The 15,735-nt window shown below is 64.2% G+C and carries 11 protein-coding genes; 9 read left to right on the top strand and 2 right to left on the bottom strand.

Translation table 11 applies throughout. The features are described from left to right. The first annotated feature begins 141 nt into the window (after positions 1–141). From B4N44_RS17205 to B4N44_RS17185, 5 genes are all read left to right on the top strand, one after another. Entirely contained in the window at positions 142–1,362 is a 1,221-nt protein-coding gene (locus tag B4N44_RS17205; RefSeq protein ID WP_296703453.1) for a TolC family protein, read from the top strand. 203 nt (positions 1,363–1,565) lie between these two features. Beyond that, the gene (locus B4N44_RS17200; protein WP_296703451.1) at positions 1,566–2,636 is read left to right on the top strand and encodes an efflux RND transporter periplasmic adaptor subunit; all 1,071 of its coding nucleotides are present in this window, start codon (positions 1,566–1,568) and stop codon (positions 2,634–2,636) included. Beyond that, positions 2,636–5,734 carry an efflux RND transporter permease subunit gene (locus B4N44_RS17195; RefSeq protein WP_296703449.1) on the top strand — a complete coding sequence of 1,033 codons (3,099 nt, stop codon included), beginning with the start codon at positions 2,636–2,638 and terminating at the stop codon, positions 5,732–5,734. The genes B4N44_RS17200 and B4N44_RS17195 overlap by 1 nt, the downstream gene beginning before the upstream one ends. 57 nt (positions 5,735–5,791) lie before the next feature. After that, complete coding sequence (locus B4N44_RS17190) at positions 5,792–6,190, top strand: hypothetical protein (protein ID WP_296703446.1); 399 nt, start codon at positions 5,792–5,794, stop codon at positions 6,188–6,190. 48 nt (positions 6,191–6,238) lie between these two features. Continuing rightward, a complete protein-coding gene (locus tag B4N44_RS17185) occupies positions 6,239–6,574 on the top strand; it encodes a DUF3240 family protein (protein WP_296703443.1) in 336 nt (111 codons plus the stop codon). A 188-nt stretch (positions 6,575–6,762) separates the two neighbouring features. Here B4N44_RS17185 and B4N44_RS17180 read toward each other — a convergent pair whose 3' ends face one another. Further along, complete coding sequence (locus B4N44_RS17180; protein ID WP_296703439.1) at positions 6,763–7,683, bottom strand: DNA ligase; 921 nt, start codon at positions 7,681–7,683, stop codon at positions 6,763–6,765. Between the two features lie 351 nt (positions 7,684–8,034). Here B4N44_RS17180 and B4N44_RS17175 point away from each other — a divergent pair, with 351 nt between their 5' ends. Then, a complete protein-coding gene (locus B4N44_RS17175; RefSeq protein WP_296703436.1) occupies positions 8,035–9,468 on the top strand; it encodes an FAD-dependent oxidoreductase in 1,434 nt (477 codons plus the stop codon). A gap of 492 nt (positions 9,469–9,960) precedes the next feature. Next, positions 9,961–10,206, top strand: a complete 246-nt coding sequence (locus B4N44_RS17170) for a hypothetical protein (protein WP_296703432.1) — start codon at positions 9,961–9,963, stop codon at positions 10,204–10,206. Between the two features lie 276 nt (positions 10,207–10,482). Here B4N44_RS17170 and hemE read toward each other — a convergent pair whose 3' ends face one another. Then, positions 10,483–11,547: a uroporphyrinogen decarboxylase gene (gene hemE, locus B4N44_RS17165; protein ID WP_296703428.1), complete on the bottom strand. Its 1,065-nt coding sequence runs from the start codon at positions 11,545–11,547 to the stop codon at positions 10,483–10,485. A 580-nt stretch (positions 11,548–12,127) separates the two neighbouring features. Here hemE and uvrD point away from each other — a divergent pair. Together uvrD and B4N44_RS17155 are read left to right on the top strand one after the other, a co-directional pair. Beyond that, positions 12,128–14,296, top strand: coding sequence for a DNA helicase II (gene uvrD / locus B4N44_RS17160; RefSeq protein WP_296703455.1), 2,169 nt, complete (start codon positions 12,128–12,130; stop codon positions 14,294–14,296). A gap of 205 nt (positions 14,297–14,501) precedes the next feature. After that, on the top strand, positions 14,502–15,716 hold the full coding sequence (locus tag B4N44_RS17155) for a 30S ribosomal protein S1 (protein ID WP_296703425.1): 1,215 nt from the start codon (positions 14,502–14,504) through the stop codon (positions 15,714–15,716). Positions 15,717–15,735 lie beyond the last annotated feature (19 nt).

The following is a 15,735-nucleotide window of genomic DNA, read 5'->3' as shown; positions in this document are numbered from 1 at the left end:
CTGAGGAACGACGCTAATCACCAAAAATAATTCGATTTAAACTGCGCCTTTACTCAAGCACACGCACGGATTCAGCGCCGATTCAGTTTGACCCCCTAGTCTCTCCCTCGTGCCCACCTTACGCAGGTCGCGATCGGAGCCATGTCCCGTCCACTTCTCATCATCCCGTTGATCGGTCTGCTGCTGACCGGTGCCGGCAGTGCCGCGGCGACGACGCTCGCCGAGGCGGTCGGCGCCGCGCTGGCGCTCGCAGAGCAGACGCCGCGGGTGACCGCCGCTCGGCGGGAGGCGGATGCGATCCGCACGCAGGCGGGAAGTCTGGTCGCGCAAGATCCCGCACTGCGGTTGAAATATCTGTCCGACGAGCTGACCGAGGGCGGCGGGGCCAACGAATGGGAAGCGATAGTCGATCTGCCGCTCTGGCTGCCGGGTCAGCGCGGTGCCCGTCGGGAGGTGGCCGGTGCGATCGACGGCCAAGCCGGAACGCTCGAGCGTCTACTGCACTGGGAGATGGCCGGGCGGGTTCGACAGGCCGCCTGGGAGGCCGCCTTTGCCGAGGGTCGGTTGCGCCAGGCCGAGATGGCGTTGGAGGCCTCGCGTGCCCTGGAGACGACGGTCGCCAAACGCACGACGGCCGGGGAGCTTGCGCGGGTCGACCTCTTGCTGGCCCGTCAGGAGACACTCGGACGCGAAGTGGATCTGCAGTCCGCGCAGGTCGAAGCCCGACGTGCGCATGACGCCTATCGGCACCTGACCGGCACCGACCGTCTGCCCGAGCCCCTCACCGAATCCCCGCCGCCGACATCCGATACAGCGCCCGTGCTGCCGCCAAACCATCCGCTGCTGGCCGACAGCAACGGCGCCCTGGCCCGGGCGCGCGCCGACCGCAAACAGGTGGGTTTGGACAGGCGTGGCCATCCGACCCTGAGTCTCGGCGGGAAGCGCACCCAGGAGCTGCGTGGGGAGGACGCCCTGGACGCGCTTCAGATCGAGGTGAGCCTCCCCTTCGGTCTGGCCAGCCAATCGGCGCCTGCCCTGGCGTCGGCCGAACGCGCCTACACCGATCGGCTCACCGAGCTGCATCGCATCCGGCTGGAAGCCGAGCAGGCCCTGGCCAGCGCCGACATCGAGCGTCTCGGCGCGGCCGAGGCACTGTCCGTGGCCGAGCGCCGTCACGCGCTCGCGCAGGATGCATTGCGTCTGATGCGCCGTGCCTTCGATCTCGGCGAGACCGATCTCGCCGAGCTGCTGCGTGCCGAGGAGCGCGCTCGCGAGGCGAGCATGGATCTGGAGCTGCGTCGCCTGGAGCAGGGCCGCGCCCTAGCCCGGCTCAATCAAGCCTTAGGAGTGATCCCGGAATGAGCCTTCTCAGTCGTGTTGCCGACGCAGGAACGAGGCAAAAGCAGCCCCCAGCCCCCTGCCGCAAGCCTCCAGCTACGGGGTTGCCCTGCTTTGTCGGGTCCGAGGTCAGGTCCCGTCAGGGTCACCGCGGCATCCGGCTTGCGGAAAGCTGCAGGAGGCAGGGAGCAGGAGGCTGGAGGCTCCCCCCAACGCCGACCCTCTGCTTGCTCCTCGCCATGCTGGCTCAGGTCAGCGCCGTCCAGGCCGCAAACCTGATCGCTGTGGATACCGGCCAGCAACGGGCGTTCGGCATCACCTTGACCGCCCCGCTCCCTGCCGCCGAGACCCTGACCCGGCGATACCCGGCCGAGGTGGCGGTGCCGAACCGGCAGATGCGGGTCGTGGCGGCACCGCAGAGCGGCGTGCTGGAGAGTCTGCTGGTCGCCGAGGGAGAGCGGGTCGAGGTCGGCCAAGTCCTGGCCGAGCTGCGCAGTCCCGAGCTGGTGGACGCCCAGAGTCAGTATCTGGAGTCATTGACACGGCTTGAGCTGATCGAGACCGAGCTGGCCCGCGACCGGACCCTGTTTCGGGAAGGGGTAATCGCCGAGCGACGCCTGCTGGAGAGCCAGTCCAAGCAGCGCGAGCTGACGACGATGGTCGAGCAGCATCTTCAATTGCTGGAGCTGGCCGGTTTCGGCAGCGAGGACATCATGACGCTCGCGCGCACCCGACGGCTGACCAGTCGACTGACGGTGCGCGCACCGATCGGCGGCGTGGTGCTGGAGCAGATGGTCAGCACGGGCCAGTCGGTCGCGACCGCAGCACCGCTCTATCGCGTGGCCGAGCTCAATCCCTTGTGGCTCGAGATCCATGTTCCCGTGGAACGCATCGTCGGGGTGCAGGAAGGCGGGCGCGTCCTCCTGCCCCGCGAAGACACCGCCGGGACCATCGTGACCATCGGGCGGATGGTCCATGGTCAGGACCAGGGCGTGCTTGTGCGCGCCGAGATCACCGAGGGGGCCGAGCGTCTGCGTCCGGGCCAGTTCGTCGAGGTCCAGTTGAGCGCGGCGGCTGAAGGCGAGAGTTGGCGGGTTCCGCTGGAGTCCCTGGTGCGCCATGCCGGCAATGCCTATCTCTTCGTCTCACGGGACGGCGGATTCGAAGCGCTCCCTGTGCGAGTACTGGCCGAGGAGGAAGGCAGTGCCGTGGTCGCGGGTGAGCTGACGGCGGCCGATCGCCTTGCGGTCACGGGCGTCGTCGCCATCAAGGCGGCCTGGCTCGGGGGCGCCGAATAATGCTCGCCCGTCTGATCCAGTTTGCGCTGACCCAGCGGCTTTTGATGCTGCTGGCCATGCTGGCGCTCATCGGCGGCGGCTGGATGGCGTTCAAGGCCACCCCGATCGATGCCTTTCCCGATGTCTCGACCACCCAGGTGAAGATCATCGTGAAGGCGCCCGGAATGACGCCCGAGGAGGTGGAGACGCGCATCACCAATCGGATCGAGCTGGAGATGCTCGGCATCCCGAGCCAGACGATGCTGCGCTCCATCGCCAAGTATGCCCTGACCGACATCACCCTGGATTTTGCCGAGGGCACGGATATCTTTTGGGCGCGCCAGCAGGTCGCCGAGCGGCTCGGCGCCATCTGGGGCGATCTGCCCGACGGCGTGGAAGGCGGGCTCGCGCCCATGACCACGCCGCTCGGGGAGATGTTCATGTTCAGCATCGAGGGCGGCGATCTCACCCTGGAGGCGCGTCGCGATCTGCTCGACTGGACCATCCGCCCGGCCCTGCGCGCCGTGCCCGGCGTGGCCGATGTCAATGCGCTCGGCGGCCTAGTTACCAGCTTCGAGGTGGTGCCGGACAATGCACGCTTGGCGGCTCGGGGGATCCGGCTGGCGGATCTGACCACCGCGATCACGGCGAACAACCGCAACGACGGCGCCGGACGCCTGAGCGCGGGCGAGGAGGTGCTGCTCGTTCGCAGCCAAGGGGCGATCAAGACGCTGGAGGATCTCGGCGCCATCGTGGTCGGGGGCGATGCCCGCCAACCGGTGCGGGTCGCCGATGTCGCCGAGGTGCGTTTCGGCGCCCTGACCCGCTACGGCGCGGTCACGCGCAACGGTGCCGGGGAGGCCGTCGAGGGCCTGGTGCTGGCCCTGCGCGGCGCCAATGCGCGGGAGGTCGTTCGCGGCATCCATGCCAAGCTGGACGAGTTGGCTCCTGCGCTGCCCGACGGGGTGAGCATCGACGTCTTCTACGATCGCGGCGTCCTGGTCGACAAGGCGATCCACACGGTCACCAAGGCGTTGATCGAGGCGACGGTTCTGGTCCTGATCCTGCTGGTGCTCTTCCTGGGCGATCTGCGCGCGGCCCTGACGGTCGCCTTGATCCTGCCGCTGTCGGCCTTGGCGACCTTCATCCTGATGCGTCAGTTCGGGCTGTCGGCCAATCTGATGTCGCTGGGTGGACTGACCATCGCCATCGGCATGTTGGTGGACGCGGCCGTCGTGGTGGTCGAAAACCTGGTCACGCATCTCAATCGGGGCAGTGCGGGCGGACGCCTGCCGCGTCTGCACATCCTCTATCGTGCTACCCGCGAGGTGGCGCTGCCGGTTTCATCCGGGATTCTGGTCATCATCATCGTCTTCCTGCCCTTGCTGACGCTGCAGGGTCTGGAGGGCAAGCTCTTCATGCCGGTGGCACTGACCATCGTGTTCGCGCTCGCCAGCTCGCTGCTGCTCTCGCTCACGGTCATCCCGGTGCTGGCCTCGTATCTGTTGGGCAAGGGCGCGGGGGCCGGTGGAAACGGGGGCGAGGCCGAGCACGCCGAACCCTGGCTGGTACGTATCCTCACCCGGATCTATGTCCCGGTGCTCGACTGGAGCCTGCGCCATCAGTGGGTTCTGTTGAGCGGGGCGCTGGCCCTGTTGATCGCCGCGGGCGCACTCTACAGCCAGGTCGGCAAGTCCTTTATGCCGACCATGGACGAGGGCGATCTGATCGTCCAGTTGGAGAAGCTGCCCTCGATCAACCTGGCCGAGTCCATCGCCATCGACCAACGCGTCCAGGCGGCCATCCTTGCCGAGGTGCCCGAGGTCGAATCCATCATCGCCCGCACCGGCTCGGACGAGCTGGGTCTCGACCCCATGGGGCTGAATCAGACCGACAGCTTCCTGGTGCTCAAGCCGCATGAGACCTGGCGCTTCACGACCAAGGACGAGCTGATGGACGCCATCCGCACGGTACTGGACCGCTTCCCCGGCCTGGACTACGCCTTTACGCAACCGATCGAGATGCGCGTCTCCGAGATGTTGACCGGGGTGCGCGGCGATCTCGCGGTCAAGATCTTCGGCCCCGACTCGGACGCGCTCAACGGCATCGCCGAGCGGATCGTCGGCGTGCTGGAAGGCATCGCCGGCTCGCAGGATGTCTACACCCCGCGCAACGAAGGCGCCCAATACCTGAATCTGGTGGTGGACCGTTTGGAGGCCGGGCGACTTGGGGTGGACGCGGACGCCTTGGCCGATCTGCTTCGCGCCCAAGTCGAGGGGCTGACGGTCGGGACCTTGGATGTCGAGGGCAAGCGTCGCCCACTCCTGGTGCGCGGTCCCGAGGCGCTGCGCGAATCGCCCGCGCGCTTCGCCGGGCTCCAGGTCTCCTTGCCCGACGGACGTGCCGTCCCGCTCAACAACCTGGTGCGGATCGAGCGCACCGAGGGACCGGTCGCCATCTCGCGCGAGCGCGGCAGTCGCATGGCCGTGGCCATCGCCAACGTCGACGGCCGCGACCTGGTGGGATTCGTCGCCGAGGCGCGTGCGGCAGTCGCCGAACAGGTCGAGCTGCCGCCCGGCTATCGGCTGGAATGGGGCGGTGAGTTCGAGAACCAGCAGCGCGCCGCGGCCCGTCTGGCCCTGGTGGTGCCGGTGGCGCTGGTGCTGATCTTCCTGGTGCTCTTCTCGACCTTCGGCTCGGTGAAGCAGGCCGCCCTGGTGCTGTCGAACGTGCCCTTCGCCATGATCGGCGGCGTCTTCGCGCTGGCCCTCACCGGCGAGTATCTCTCGGTGCCTGCCTCGGTCGGTTTCATCGCCCTGCTCGGCATCGCCGTGCTGAACGGCGTGGTGATGGTCACCTATTTCAACCAGCTGCGCGCGCTCGGTCGACCCATTCAGGAAGTGGTTGTCGAAGGGGCCAGACGACGCCTGCGCCCGGTGCTCATGACCGCAAGCATCGCGGCCTTCGGCCTGGTGCCGCTGCTCTTCGCGACCGGCCCCGGATCCGAGATCCAGCGCCCGCTGGCGATCGTCGTCATCGGCGGGTTGGTCTCGGCCACCCTGCTCACACTCATCCTGTTGCCGATCCTCTACCGACGTTTCGGTGCGGAACGGGTCTAAACGATCGAGGACAACACCCGAGAACAGGGACTCATCACCTGACGGAGGACAACGACCATGTTGAAATCAACCTTGCATACATTTTCGGCACTGTTCCTGATGACCACCGCGGTCATCCCGGCCCATGCGGACGATCTGAAGCTGCTCATCGACGACACGACATCGGTGATCCCGACCGAGGTCACCTACGACGTCTCGCCTGAAGGACTCGAGGTGAAGGGCTGGGTCGCAAAACGCCAGCCGCATACCGGGCGCATGCTCGGCCATGTGGAGATCCGGCTGCTCGACGACACCGGCTCGGTGCTCGCGCGGAAAGACACCTTTATGGTCCATTATTCACCGACACGGGCCAATCCGCAGAAGGCGAGCTTCAGCACGCTGGTACCGGACGTCCCGAGCGGGACCGCGGCAATCGAGGTGGTGCACCGTGTCGGTCAGCCCACGGCCGAACACTGAACCTCGTCAGGTGAATCGATGCGATTTCACGCCTGACAGGAGACCTACATGCCGCACCAGCTGCTTCATCTGATTGTCCCTCTACAGGCCGAGGACGCACTCGTCGAGTGGCTTTTGGAGCGCGAGGATATCCCCGGCTTCACCAGCAGCGCGGTCGCAGGACACGGCTCGTCGGAGCGCTCCATGACCACCGCCGAGCAGGTCGCCGGGCGCAGTCGCCGTGTGATGTTCATGCTGCTGCTCCCGGAGGAGACCGCTCGAGCGGTGCTCGCGGGATTGGCCGAGGATTTCGGGGGCAGCGGTATCCACTACTGGCTGGTGCGCGCCGCCGCGCAGGGCCGATTGGGTGACCCAATGTCCGGGAAAGGAAAGACCGGCCTGTAGATGCGAATTTATTCGCACAGGCGGGGCGGCGGCGTCGCCGGACACCTCGCGGGTGAATCCTGCGTGTGTGCGAACAAATTCGCACCGACAGCCCTTTCAGTTCGTTCGGGCATGCGCAGTTGGGATGATGATTCCCGGAAATCACCTTAAACCGCGTCAGCCCTCTCTTGGCGATGTGTACCGGCAAACTACGGGGTTTCGACCTGCCGCATGAAACTCGCAAAGCGTGGCAGACCGTTGACCGTGCGCCCGTGATACTTGAAGTTGACGACACTGCCCACGGGAGGCGGATCGTCTCGCTCGACATCGCTGAAACCGGTGCCGAGGCGAAATCGCGTACCGTCCGCCTCCTCGACCACCAGCGCACCCAATCGGCCTTCGTGTCGCCCTCGGCCCGGGAGATGGGCAATCACCCGGGCGTCGGCTTCCAGGTAGGGTTTGACCTTGAGGAGATCGGCGGAGCGTCCGATGCGGTAGAGCGAATCGCGTCGATGCAGCATCAAGCCCTCGCCGCCCGCAGCGACCACCTGCTCCAACGCGACCATCAAGGCGTCATGATCCGCAACGCGGGTTTGCTCGACCAGATCGAGAAAAGGACTCGGCGAGGTCGCGAGGAGACCGCGCAACACGCTCAGGCGTGTCTCGAAATCGCCCGGATGGTCCGGTAGATCGAACACCCTGTAGCGGACACGACGCCAGGCGTCTTCATCCGGCTCGGAGCGTCGTACCGTGCCGGACAGGAAGGCAAAGGTGCCGCGACCCATCCAGAGCTCCCCGTCGAGTGCAACCGCGGGAAAATCGCTCGTAAACCAGGCGGGCGCCGAGATAGGCATTCCGCCGCGCGTGATGAGACGGCGGCCGTTCCAGTAACCGCGCACCCCGTCGAGCTTCTCGCTGACCAGGTAATGGTCGAGATCGACGCCGGGACGATACACCTCTCCCAGTGCCAGACCGGGCACCGGCATTCTCGACGACTCGCTCGCCCTTGCCAGCGAGGTCGACGACACATCCCCCGCGACCGTGCCCTGGGTCGTTGCACCGGCATGACCGCGCAGCATGGCGAGAAGAAGCAGCGAGAGGCCGAGACGAAGACTGGGCCAGTGCGACATCGAACACTATTAGTTTATTTCGTGATGACGACACTGTAGCTCAACTGCGGAGCAACACAAAATAAATTACACGATTTGGATCCGATTCCGCCATGGAAGCGATACGGCGTCGTGCCTGCCGACCGACCCCACAGGCTCTAAACCTCGATGCCCTGGAGACTTGTCCGCAGGGGCCTTCCCAAAACCCGATTGTTTTACTCAATACATTAAATCCGTCCCGCGGCATTCTTTCCTGTGCCGACATGGGCTAACGTGACGGCATTGTTGCGCTGCACAAAAATCGTCCGGAAGACCTCCGGACGTTTGACCCGAGCGCTCGGCTGCACGGCTGCTTGTCAGGACCACAAGACCATGACTGCTTCGACTCACTACGACGTCCTCATCATCGGTGCCGGCGTCACCGGTACTGCACTCCTCTATCAGCTGGCGAAATTCACCGACCTGAACCGACTCTGCCTGGTCGAAAAATACGACAGTATCGCCACGGTCAACTCACACGCACACAACAACAGTCAAACCATTCACTGCGGCGACATCGAGACCAACTACACCCTGGAGAAGGCGCGCGCCATCAAGCGCACAGCCTACATGGTCATCAACTACGCCACCAAGCTCGCACCGCGCGATCGCGACCGCATCATCCACCGGATGCCCAAGATGGTGCTGGGCGTGGGCGAGACCGAATGTCGCTACATCCGCGACCGCTACGAGCGCTTCAAGGGTCTCTATCCGCGGATGGAGCTGCTCGAGCGCAAGGAGATCGCAGACATCGAGCCCAACGTCGCACTCGTGGACGGCACCTGGCGCAAGGAGGAGATCGTCGCCACCGGCACACCGGACGACTATTGTGCCGTCGACTTCCAGGCCCTGGCCCAATCCTTCTCGGTCGATTGCGTGCGGATGGATCGGCAAACCTCCAAGCAGATCACCCAGTTGTTCTCGACCAAGGTCGATAAGATCCGCCGCGACGGCCAGGATTACGTCTTGGAGACCAACCGGGGCATGTTGAAGGCGCGGGCCCTCGTGGTCTGCGCAGGCGGACACTCGCTCTTGATGGCGCAGGAGATGGGGCTGGGCTTGGAATACTCCTGCATGCCGGTCGCCGGCTCCTTCTATTTCGCCCCCGAGGCGCTCAACGGCAAGGTCTACACCGTCCAGAACCCGAGTCTGCCGTTTGCCGCGGTCCACGGCGACCATGACATCAAGGAAAGCGGCAAGACCCGCTTCGGGCCGACCGCATTCATGCTGCCGATGCTCGAGCGTTACAACCGCGAGAGCATCCCCGAGTTCTTCAAGGTCCTGAGGTTCGATCGACGGGTTGCCGCAGCCTTCTGGGCCATGCTCAAGGAGCGCGACATCCGCCACTACATTCTGCGCAACCTACTCTACGAGGTACCGGGCCTGAATCGCCATTTCTTCGTGCGCGAGATCCGCAAGATCGTCCCCTCCATCAAGGCCGCCGACATCAGCTATGCCGAGCGCTTCGGTGGGTTGCGGCCCCAGTTGATCGACAAAGTGTCCGGCAAGCTGCGCATGGGCGAGGCCAAGATCGCCAACGACGCCGGTCTTATCTTCAACATGACCCCGTCACCGGGCGGGACGAGTTGTCTCGGCAGCGGCGAGACCGACATGCGTTCGATCGCGGCCTATCTAGGAGCTCGAATCGACGAGGAGGGCTTGGCTCGGGAGCTTCTGATGGGGTACGAGGATACGCGCGGGCACGGCGACACAACTGCTGCGGCTGAGACTGAATCGGAGACGGTGGCGCTGGCCGAGGCGGTCTAGGATGAATCGCGTCTTCGAGGGCGTCTGCTTGGTTTGAGGTCGGTTTCATCCTCGGCATAACCTGAAGCGATTCAGCGGGACGCGATTCAGAGGTAAAAGGCGAGGAAAGGATTGAAAGCGGAGAGCTTTCTGGTCGGTAAACGCCGTAGGGACAAGCGCAGCGCAGTCCACCAGCGCCGGCTGAATCGGAGGCGCTCGCGCTGGCCGAGGCGGTCCAGACTGAATCGCGTCCTTGCAGGCGTTTGCGACACGCCGCCGCATTTTCCAAAGTGCGCGAGCGCTATGTTTGACAGCGCACGGACAGAGCCGACCGACCAGGCTAGAGTCACCAGCATCACAGTGAAGCATCGCGCCGCTCCCGGCCAGAGAGCCCGGCCGGAAGATCAACGACCGAGCCCACTTCTGACAGGTCCTGCGGTGGTTGTCTCCCGTTCAGCGTCTCCGATCAGGGGCACCACCGTCGATTCTTTCTGTTTCCCGGGAGACCACATCATGAAATCCACCATCATCCGCGCCGCTGTCGTCACGATAATCGCGCTTGGACTGGGTGCCTGCACCGGTCCTCAAGGCCCAGCCGGGGCTCAAGGGGTCACCGGACAAACCGGGCGAACTGGCGCCGATACCGTAATTGTCTCTCCAACGGAGGGAAGAACGACCACCGTCGACACGGTGATCGCAACGCCTGTGCAACCGACGAAAACAACAACGACCACGACGCGCAGCAGATACGGCTACTAAAGCGCGTCGAGCGTGGCCTGCATCGCTTTTGGCGACAGCAGGTCCACGCAAACCGATGAAAATGGCAGCGCCGGCGCCAGGCTCGGTGGACTTCGCTCTCGCTCGTCCACCCTACGGGCCGGTTTATCATCAAGGCCCGGAATCCGGGCAGCGACTTAGAGCCGACCCAGGGCAACCCTTTCGAAGAATATCCTAAACCGCGTCCCCACCGAGATCATGGGCTCACGCAACCGCAAGCCCAGTCCCAAAGACTTCCTTTATTCCACCGGTCGCGGTTTAGCCGTGGTAGGCGCGACTGAGCTCGTGCACCGCCGCGACCATCGCCCCCGCATGCTCCGGATTCACATCCGGGGTGATTCCATGCCCGAGATTGAAGACATGGCCCGGACCCTTGCCGTAGCTGGCGAGCACACGCGCGACCTCTTCGCGGATCCGCTCGGGTGAGGCGTAGAGCGCACAGGGATCGAGATTGCCCTGCAGCGAGACCCGATCACCGGTGAGGATGCGCGCGTCGGCCAGATCGGTCGTCCAGTCCACGCCGAGTCCGTCGCAGCCGGTGTCGGCCATGTGATTGAGCCACTGACCGCCATTTTTGGTGAAGAGGATCACCGGGACGGCGCGTCCTTCCGCCTCGCGGTTCAGACCCTCGACCACGCGCTGCATGTAGGTCAGGGAGAACTCGCGATAGTTGGCCGGCGCCAGTGCGCCGCCCCAGGTATCGAAGATCATGGTCGCCTGCGCGCCGCGGGCAATCTGTGCGTTCAGGTAGGCGATTACGGCATCGGCGGTCTTGGCCAGCAGGGCGTGGAGCAGGTCCGGGCGGTCGAACATCATCCCCTTCACATGCGAGAAGTTCTTCGCACCGCCGCCCTCGACCATGTAGGTCGCGAGCGTCCAGGGACTGCCCGAGAAGCCGATCAAGGGCACACGCCCGGCAAGCTCGCGTCGAATCGTCGACACGGCATCCATCACGTAGCGCAGCTCGTCCTCCGGATCCGGCACGGCGATCCGATCCACATCCGCCTGCGTACGTACCGGTCGCTCGAAATGCGGCCCCTCCCCTTCCGCGAAATACAGACCCAGCCCCATCGCGTCCGGCACCGTCAGGATGTCCGAGAAGAGGATGGCGGCATCCAACGGAAAACGCTCCAACGGCTGCAGCGTGACCTCGCAGGCCAGCTCCGGGTTCTTGCACAGATCCATGAAGCTCCCGGCCTTCGCGCGCGTTGCACGGTACTCGGGCAGATAACGGCCTGCTTGGCGCATCATCCAAACCGGCGTGTATTCAACGGGTTCGCGCATCACTGCACGGAGGAAGGTGTCATTGATGAGTGGCGTCATGAAGCAGGACCTGGGCAGTCGAGGAAGAAGGTTCTCGGTGGTTTGGGCCCCCATTCTACTACGGGTTTCGCTCCTGACGAGGTTGCGAAGGGCCCGGGTGCCGGAGTTCACCGTTGCGGTGTGGGTGTCGAGTCACATGCAGGCCGAACACCGACCACTCATCGGGCAGGTCCAAAGATTGGACAACGGTATAAGTCTGTTTACGACAGGGTCCAAAAGTCTGTGGATAAGGTGTGTTCATCTTGATCGCCTCTTTTGGTACACCGGTTACGCACAGGTTGAACGACCATCGAGAAACAGCTAGACATCGACTCAAACAATTGATCTTAATTATTTTTTCGACAGGACCGAGTTATCCACAAAGCTTATTAAGATTACTGTCTTTTTATTTAAATCATTTTGAATAAGGATCCGACCGAGAAACCGGCCGATCCCGCTCGCAGGGCTCGGATGATCAACCAACAGACTGAAATAAAATGTTTTTCGGCGGCATCCGGCCGACCGGTCTCGTCCCTTCCCGCGTGGAGCCATCCGACAACAACACATGTCATGCCTGAGCTGGTTGGGTAGAATCCGGGTGATGGATGTCTCCGCCCTTCTCGATCCACTCAACGACGCTCAGCGCGCCGCCGTCGCCGCCGAGTCCGGTAATCTGCTGGTGCTCGCCGGCGCCGGGTCCGGCAAGACGCGCGTCTTGGTCCATCGCATCGCCTGGTTGGTCCAGGTGCAGCAGGTGCCGTCCTACGCGGTGCTGGCGGTCACCTTCACCAACAAAGCAGCGCGCGAGATGCGTGGTCGAATCGAGACCATGCTCGGCGTGCCGATCGGCGGGATGTGGGTCGGCACCTTCCACGGGCTCGCCCATCGCTTTCTACGCGCGCACTGGCAGGACGCGCAGCTCCCGCAGCAGTTCCAGATCCTGGATTCGGACGACCAATTTCGTCTGATCAAGCGGATCCTCAAGGCGATGCAGCTCGACGAGGCCCGTTGGCCGCCCCGTCAGGTGCAGAGCTTCATCAATAAGCAGAAGGACGAGGGTCTGCGGCCGAACCACGTCGACGGCGCTGGCGATTTCTTCACCGACAAGATGATCGCGGTCTATCGCCAGTACGAAGAAGAGCGCGCACGCTCGGGTCTGCTCGACTTTGCCGATCTTCTGCTCAAGACCTTGGAGCTGCTGCGCGAGCGTCCGGACATCCTCGGGCACTATCAACGACGCTTCGCGCACATCCTGGTCGACGAGTTTCAGGACACCAACGCCATCCAGTACGCTTGGCTGCGCCTCTTGGCCGGGGCGAACGACAACCTCTTCGCCGTCGGCGACGACGATCAGTCGATCTACGGCTGGCGCGGCGCGAAGGTCGAAAATATTCAATCCTTTCAACGTGATTACCCTAATACGCAGGTCATCCGGCTGGAGCAGAATTACCGTTCGAGCGGCAACATCCTGGCCGCGGCCAACGCACTGATCGCCCACAACCCGACTCGACTCGGCAAGAACCTCTGGACCCAAGACGGCGAGGGCGAGCCGATCCGACGTTACACGGCCTTCAACGAGGTCGACGAGGCGCGTTTCGTCGTGGAGCGGATTCGGCGCTTTACCCAGGCCGAGGGTCATCGACGCGACGAGTGCGCCATCCTCTATCGCACCACCGCCCAATCACGTCTCTTCGAAGAGGCGTTGATCCAGGCCCAGATTCCCTATCGAGTCTACGGCGGGCTGCGGTTTTTCGAGCGCGCGGAGATCCGCGATGCGCTCGCCTATCTGCGTCTGGTTGCCAACCCGGACGACGATGCCGCCTTCGAGCGTGTGGTCAACACACCCAACCGGGGCATCGGCGCCCGTACCCTGGATCTGTTGCGCCAGCAGGCACGCGAGACAGGTGTCTCGCTCTGGCAGGCGGCGACCGATCTGACCGGGACCTCGGTTTTGGGCCCGAGGGGCAGTGCCGCACTCCTTGGCTTTATCGATCTGGTCAGGGAGCAAAGGCGTGCGCGGGAGGGGCTGGCGTTACACGAGCTGGTGACCGCCGTGATCGATGCGACCGGATTGCCTGATTTCTACAAGAAGAATAAAGACGGCAAGGGCCAGGATCGGGTGGAAAACCTGGAGCAGTTGGTCGACACGGCCGCGCGCTTCAAGGAAGACCTGCATGAGGAAGAGACCGACGCGCTAGCTGTCTTTCTCGCGCATGCCGCACTGGAGGCGGGCGATACCCAAGCCGACGGCTTCGAGGACAGTGTGCAGCTTATGACCCTTCACAGCGCCAAGGGTCTCGAGTTTCCGGTGGTCTTTCTGGTCGGGCTGGAAGAGGGACTGTTCCCGCACAGTCTGTCGGCGGAGGACCCGAGCCGGCTCGAAGAGGAGCGCAGACTCTGCTATGTCGGCATGACGCGCGCGATGCGCGAGCTTTATGTGACCCACGCCGAGAGCCGGCGGCTCTTCGGTCGGGAAGAGTCACCGCTGCCCTCGCGGTTTCTGCGCGAGGTCCCGCCCGGTTTGGTCGAAGAGGTCCGAGCGCGCAGCACGGCCCGCCGTGCGAGCCCGAGTCCGAGCCCGGCGTCGATGTCGAGCAGCGATGCCGGGCTCTTCCGTCTCGGACAGCGTGTGGTTCACCCGAAGTTCGGCGAGGGCGTGGTCCTGAACAGCGAGGGTCGCGGATCCGCGGCTCGGATTCAGGTCAACTTTCAGAAGGCCGGAGCCAAGTGGTTGGTCCTGGCCTATGCTCGGCTCGAGCCTGCAGGTTAACGCGCTGTGCTCGGGTGCGACGACGGGCGATCCGACCGCCGCTGTGACGTGCGCTCGAATTGTTCTACATTGATTGCCTCAATCCTAAACCGCGTCTCGCCGACACCTCGGTCTGCGCCGATGCAGCGATGATCCCGAGACGATGCATCTCATTCCGGACGCGGTTTAGCCGCGATCCTCAACCCGACGACGGCACTCCGCAACCATGTCCGAACCCAGCTTCGAAGACCTCCTCAAGCAATTCGACCAGACCCATCCGCAGTCCGGCGCCGGGGAGGCAGCCGTCGGCGACAAGATACGGGGCGTCTTGGTGTCGATCGGCGAAGAGTTCGCCTTCGTCGATCTGGGGGGCAAGTCGGAAGGCCGTCTCGAGGTCTCGGTGCTCAAGGATGCCGAGGGCAACCTCAAGTCCGCCGTCGGCGACACCATCGAGACACATGTCACGGGCAAGGACGAAGACTCCGGGATGCTGCTGCTCGGCAGTCAGCACGGGCACCGCTATCACGGCATCGAGGAGCTCGAGGGTGCCTATCGGCAGGGATTGCCTGTCCAAGGCCAGGTCAGCGCGGCCGTGAAGGGTGGTATCGAGGTCCAGGTGGCGGGGCTGCGTGCCTTCTGTCCAGCCTCGCAGGTCGACGTTCGCTTCATCGAAGACCTCTCCGAGCTGGTCGGGCAACGGCTCGATTTCCGCATCACCAAGTTCGAAGGCGGTCGACGTCCGAATCTGGTCCTGTCGCGCAAGGTTCTGCTCGAAGAGGAGCAGCGTCAGCGCGCCGAGGAGACGCGGGCGCAACTGCACGAAGGTGCCATCCTATCCGGCGTCGTCACCTCGCTGAAGGACTATGGGGCGTTCGTGGACATCGGCGGTCTCGAGGGCATGATCCATATCAGTCAACTTGCATTCGGTCATGTGAAGCATCCGAGCGAGATCCTCAGCGTCGGCCAGTCGGTCGAGGTTTCGGTCCTGCGCATCGAGCCGCCGAGCGGTCCGAAGGGCCGGGAAAAAATCGCGCTCTCGATCCGCGCACTCGCCCGCGATCCCTGGCAGGAGGCCGCTGACAGCTTCCCCGTCGGTCAGCGGGTAAGCGGCAAGGTGAGTCGGCTGCAACCCTTCGGTGCTTTCGTCGAGCTTGCCCCCGGGATCGACGGCCTAGTCCATATCAGCGAGCTCGGCGCCGGGCGTCGCGTGAGCCATCCAAGCGAGGTGCTGAACGTCGGCGACTCCGTCGAGGCGACGGTCTTGGGTGTCGATTCGGAGCGGCGTCGGATCAGCCTGTCGCTCGACGAAACCAAAGCGGGTGATGCCGGCTGGCAGGCGCCTGGCGGCACGCCCGACGCACCGCCCGCCGAGGCGCCGGAGAAGACCATGGGCAGCTTCGGCGCGCTTCTACAGGCGTCTTTGAAGAAAAACCAATCCTAGGAGCCTGTCCGACTTGTCG

It is taken from the genome of Thiocapsa sp. UBA6158 (assembly GCF_002423035.1).
In the GTDB taxonomy this organism is placed as follows: domain Bacteria; phylum Pseudomonadota; class Gammaproteobacteria; order Chromatiales; family Chromatiaceae; genus Thiocapsa.
The sequence above is the reverse complement of the archived record's forward strand: the minus strand, read 5'-3'. Positions and strand labels throughout refer to the sequence as shown.

Bases quoted from the DNA above. Each gene is read 5' to 3' on its own strand.
- B4N44_RS17205 (WP_296703453.1), top strand. From the start codon at position 142: ATGTCCCGTCCACTTCTCATCATCCCGTTGATCGGTCTGCTGCTGACC.
- B4N44_RS17195 (WP_296703449.1), top strand. From the start codon at position 2,636: ATGCTCGCCCGTCTGATCCAGTTTGCGCTGACCCAGCGGCTTTTGATG.
- B4N44_RS17190 (WP_296703446.1), top strand. From the start codon at position 5,792: ATGTTGAAATCAACCTTGCATACATTTTCGGCACTGTTCCTGATGACC.
- B4N44_RS17185 (WP_296703443.1), top strand. From the start codon at position 6,239: ATGCCGCACCAGCTGCTTCATCTGATTGTCCCTCTACAGGCCGAGGAC.
- B4N44_RS17180 (WP_296703439.1), bottom strand. From the start codon at position 7,683: ATGTCGCACTGGCCCAGTCTTCGTCTCGGCCTCTCGCTGCTTCTTCTC.
- B4N44_RS17175 (WP_296703436.1), top strand. From the start codon at position 8,035: ATGACTGCTTCGACTCACTACGACGTCCTCATCATCGGTGCCGGCGTC.
- B4N44_RS17170 (WP_296703432.1), top strand. From the start codon at position 9,961: ATGAAATCCACCATCATCCGCGCCGCTGTCGTCACGATAATCGCGCTT.
- hemE (WP_296703428.1), bottom strand. From the start codon at position 11,547: ATGACGCCACTCATCAATGACACCTTCCTCCGTGCAGTGATGCGCGAA.
- uvrD (WP_296703455.1), top strand. From the start codon at position 12,128: ATGGATGTCTCCGCCCTTCTCGATCCACTCAACGACGCTCAGCGCGCC.
- B4N44_RS17155 (WP_296703425.1), top strand. From the start codon at position 14,502: ATGTCCGAACCCAGCTTCGAAGACCTCCTCAAGCAATTCGACCAGACC.